Origin of the sequence: Rhizobium sp. PEPV16 (assembly GCF_008919455.1) — a bacterium.
GTDB lineage: Bacteria > Pseudomonadota > Alphaproteobacteria > Rhizobiales > Rhizobiaceae > Rhizobium > Rhizobium leguminosarum_Q.
Map to the genome: position 1 here is coordinate 1 of NZ_VSZV01000103.1, position 4,428 is coordinate 4,428.

Below are 4,428 nucleotides of genomic sequence, written 5' to 3' on the forward strand. Positions count from 1 at the left end.
GCCAGGCATCCGAGGCCTGAACCTCAGGCGTCAGCAGCGTGAGGTTCTTCAGGGCCGATGCCTGCTGGTCAGGTGTTCCACCGAGAAGCTTGGCGAGTGACTTGGCGTTGTCGCTGTCGGGACCCCAGGCGGATTTGTCCGATGCGAATGACGCGTAGTATTTGGTGATGACCGAAGCGAAACCCTTCAGAAATTGCGGGTTGTCGGCGGCAAACGTCGAGGTCGCGACCCATGCCGAGAAGGTCGGCGCACCCTTGTCTGCCACCTCTTTGGAGGTCACCAGAACCTTCCCGTTCTTTTTCAGTTCGGTGAGTGCCGGATCCCAGACGAAGCCGCCGTCGATGTCGCCGCGGTTATAGCTTGCGACGATCTCGGGCTGAGGGATGGCGAAGACCTGAACGTCCTTTTCGGTCAGGCCCAGCGATTTGATCAGCGCCAGGAGTTGATAGTGGTCCGTGGATACCGGCGCGGCCGCAAGCTTCTTGCCCTTCAGATCATTCAGGCTTTCGATGCCGGAACCGTTGCGGACGACGAGAGCCTCGTCGATGCCCGAGATGGAGGCGAGGTAAAAGGCCTTGACCTCGAGCCCGCGTGATACCGCAGCCGCAAACGGGCTGGAGCCGACATAGCCGACCTGGACGTCGCCGGAGGCAATCGCCGCAAAGATTTCGGCGCCCGAATTGAACCTGCGGAAGTCGATCTCGTATCCCGTCTCCTTGGCGAATTCGCCATTGGCGATCGCCACGGAAGACGGCAAGGCGTCGGTTTGATAGGCGACGACGACCTTCTTGTCCGCCGCTTCAGCGACGACGGCCGTTGCAAGAGTGCCGACGCCGACGGCGATTGCGGCAACCAAATTCCTGAAATTCATCTTGAGCCCCTTTGTTCAGGGCCGCATGGCCCTTGATCTCACCCTCAAAAGCGTAATGGTTGGGAAGGGGCTAGCGGGAGAAATAACAAACTATATTTATAGACTATAGAGATAATTGTTTTCGTGATTCTGCCGCTCGTGCGATCAGCAGGGATCGGTGAACGACACGGGGCTTGAATGATGAAATGTCTCGATGACGTTCTGAGCTTCAGGGAGAATGCATTTGACATATGATGTTATCGTGGTCGGTTCCGGTTTTTCAGCGATAGCGGTTACCTGCAATCTCATCGAGCAGCTTCCCGCTTCGGCGACGGTCGCCGTCGTCGGCGACGATCCTGGCTTCGGCCGCGGGACGGCGTACCGGACGGAGCTCTATCTCCATCGCCTCAATGTTCCCGCCGGCCGCATGAGCCTGTTGCCGCATCAACCCGACGACTTTGTCGATTGGCTGAAAAGCCATGGCCGCCGGTTGCAGGCCGGCGATTTCGCCTCGCGCAGCGACTACGGTCTTTATGTCCGCGATACGCTTGCACGGCTGCTTCGAAAGCGGGACGGCCGTTGCCGGGTCGATTTCATCAAGGCCAAGGCGGCGGGATGCGTGGAACGTTACAGCAGCACGCTGGCCTTCCATCTCGGCAACGGCGACGAGATTGCCGGAAGGAACGTGGTGCTCTGCCTCGGCGTCGGGAACGCGACCCTTCCGGTCGCTCCGGACGGGATCCCGGCATCGCTGCGATCTCGGATTATCGAGAACCCGTGGCGGCTTTCGTGGCTGAGGCGCGTTGCACCATCCGATGCGGTGTGTATCCTCGGATCCGGCCTGACGATGATCGATCAGGTTCTCGCGCTTCGCGCCCATGGCCACAGCGGCAAGATCGATGTGCTTTCGCGGCGCGGTCTCGCACCGCTCGGACACGCGTGGAAGCCGCCGGCGCCTCTGCCGATCGACGTCGAGAGGCTTCCGGAGACGATCAGCGGCATATTGAAGACCTTGCGGGGAAAGAGCAGGACGGTTGCCGACTGGCGAGCCGTGATGGACGGTCTGAGGCCTGCAACGCAGGCTCTCTGGCAACGGCTTTCGAGCGAGGAACGGGCACGCTTCCTCAGACATGCGCTTCCCTGGTGGAACATCCATCGTCACCGGGTCGCGCCTGACGTGTTCGAAAGGTTTGAGAAACTGGTCTTAGACGGAACCGTTCGTTTCCACGCGGGCTTCCTGAAATCGCTCGGGGCCGAGGAAGGCCGGCTCGTTGCCAGCTACAGGGTCAGAGCGGCGCGCGAGATCGCCGAGATCGGGGCGGACTGGCTCGTCAACTGCACGGGAATGGAGCGGGCCGGGATCAGTCATTCACCGCTTTTGAAGGAAATGAGCCGCTTTGAGTTGATCGCCCCCGATCCTCTTGGCCTCGGGATCCAGGTGGATGCCGCTTCCGAGGTGATAGCCCCGTCCCGGATCTCGCCTGCCCGACTATTCGCGGTCGGCGCCCTGACGGCGGGACAATTCTGGGAGATCACGGCCGTTCCGGATATTCGCGTGCAGGCCAAGGCCGTGGTCGAGAAAATCGTTTCAAGAGGCTAGCTCCCGTCTGAAAAGACGGGCGGCGCTATAGCTCGGCACAGCGCTTGTTGAATTGCTGGCCGCCGACAGCTACAGTATCTGGTACGCCATAATACGATTCTTGCATTCGGCTGCCGCAGCGGAAGTTGAGCGTGCAAAGTCCAACACTGAGGTACAGAATGAGCGGTGCTCTGAAGGACGCAATTAGAGTCGAGCGTCCTGCAAAGACCTTGCGGGAATTAGCGCTCGACAAGGTCCGCGAGGCCATCGTCAACGGATATTTCCGTCCCGGAGATCGCCTTGTCGAGCGTGACCTCTGCGCCCAGCTCGGCGTCAGCCGAACAGTTGTGCGCGAGGTTCTGAGACATCTTGAATCGGAAGGGCTTGTCACCAATCTTCCGAACAAGGGGCCGAGCGTCGCGCAGCTCGACATCGAGGAAGCCAAGCAGATCTATGAGATCCGCGGCGCGCTGGAAGGGATGGCGGCGCGGCTGTGCGCGGAGCGCCGCAGCCCGGAGATCGTCGCCGCGCTGGAGGAATCTCTGGCCGGGATCCGCAACAGTTACCGCGACAACGACATGGCAGCTGTGCTGACGAACACCTCTTCCTTTTATCATACGCTGTTCACCATGGTGGACAGGAACGTTGCTTGGGGTGTCGTCAATCTCCTGACCGTGCGCATAAACCACCTGCGCTCGATGACGATCAAGACGGAGAGACGCGGCATCGAAGGGCCGCTGCAGATGTCGAAGATCGTGGACGCCATCCGCCGCGGCGACGGCGAGGGGGCTTACCGGGCCGCGATGGATCACGTCGCCGCCGCAAGCGCGATTGCCGAAGCCGTGCTGTCCGCCAAGAAGCCTGCCGAATAGGCACGAACGGGGCCCTGTCGCTTCGCCGCAGGCCCTGGCAAAGCGCTCATCTCAGCTGTCGATATCACTCCATTGGCGATGATGTTCCGCGCAATTCAGCGGAATCCATACTCCGCGCTTGACACTCAACTTTGTCCAATGTGATGGTATGCCATATTAAATAATATATAAGGCGGCACCATGAGCTGGGATGACCGTGACTTCTGGACTCGGCCGGCATCCGCGGGCGCCGCCATGTCGTTTGTCAGCTGACAACGCGCTGACGGGAAGAAAGCGCTGTCCGGTGGGTCGAGATGCGCGCGCGCCAAATTGAAAAACTCCGCCTCGGCCTGAACTGCGTCCTCGCGGGAACCAACTTGACACTCATACATTATGGTATACCATAATACGAAATTGAGAAATGAGGTGCTCGATGGCCATTCAAATTCGCAAGACGGGACTGCAGATCGAAACGACGCTGATCGAAGGCGGCAAGGCCGCGGCGGTTCCGCTGAAGCTGTTTACCGCCTTTGCTGTCGTGAAGAATCCCTGGGCCGGTCGTGGCTTCGTCGACGACCTCAAGCCCGAAATTCACGCAGGCGCTCCGGTGCTCGGCGAGTTGCTGACCAAGATGATCATCGATGCGGTCGGGTCCGGCGAGGCTGTCGAAGGCTATGGAAAATCCGCTGTCGTCGGCCTGGACGGCGAGATCGAACACGGGTCCGCGCTCATCCACACGCTGCGTTTCGGCAACTTTTATCGCCAGGCCGTCGGCGCCAAGTCCTATCTCGCCTTCTGCAACACACGCAGTCCGGCCAATGCACCGATCATGATCCCGCTGATGGACAAAAACGATGAAGGCCGCCGTTCGCACTACCTGACCATCCAGACGTCGATCCCCGACGCGCCTGCTGCCGACGAGATCGTCGTGGCTCTTGGTGCTTCGATAGGCGGGCGCCCGCATCACCGCATCGGCGACCGCTACCAGGATCTGAAAGACCTGGGGCAGGACGTTGCCAATCCTGCGGGCGTTTGAAGGAGCGGCGCTGAGATGCTGACAGACGGATCGACGACACGCACCGCTGCAGCAACAAACGCCGCCGGTGCGTTGCCCCGAAAGACGACGGCAAGCGGAACGGCCTATCACG

The 4,428-nt window shown here is 60.5% G+C and carries 4 protein-coding genes and 1 pseudogene; 4 read left to right on the forward strand and 1 reads right to left on the reverse strand.

Annotated features, from left to right (window positions below; translation table 11 throughout):
• The coding region (locus FY112_RS01355) for an ABC transporter substrate-binding protein (protein ID WP_151517450.1) at positions 1-871 on the reverse strand (871 nt) is incomplete at its 3' end.
• 217 nt (positions 872-1,088) lie between these two features.
• Between FY112_RS01355 and FY112_RS01360 the strand changes: the two genes are divergently transcribed.
• The 4 genes and pseudogenes from FY112_RS01360 to FY112_RS01375 form a co-directional block, all read left to right on the forward strand.
• Positions 1,089-2,450 carry an FAD/NAD(P)-binding protein gene (locus FY112_RS01360; RefSeq protein WP_151517451.1) on the forward strand — a complete coding sequence of 454 codons (1,362 nt, stop codon included), beginning with the start codon at positions 1,089-1,091 and terminating at the stop codon, positions 2,448-2,450.
• 158 nt (positions 2,451-2,608) lie between these two features.
• Complete coding sequence (locus tag FY112_RS01365) at positions 2,609-3,301, forward strand: GntR family transcriptional regulator (protein WP_151517452.1); 693 nt, start codon at positions 2,609-2,611, stop codon at positions 3,299-3,301.
• A gap of 412 nt (positions 3,302-3,713) precedes the next feature.
• A complete protein-coding gene (locus tag FY112_RS01370) occupies positions 3,714-4,316 on the forward strand; it encodes an amino acid synthesis family protein (protein WP_151517453.1) in 603 nt (200 codons plus the stop codon).
• 15 nt (positions 4,317-4,331) lie between these two features.
• A pseudogene (locus FY112_RS01375) lies at positions 4,332-4,428 on the forward strand (alpha/beta hydrolase); the annotation flags it as partial.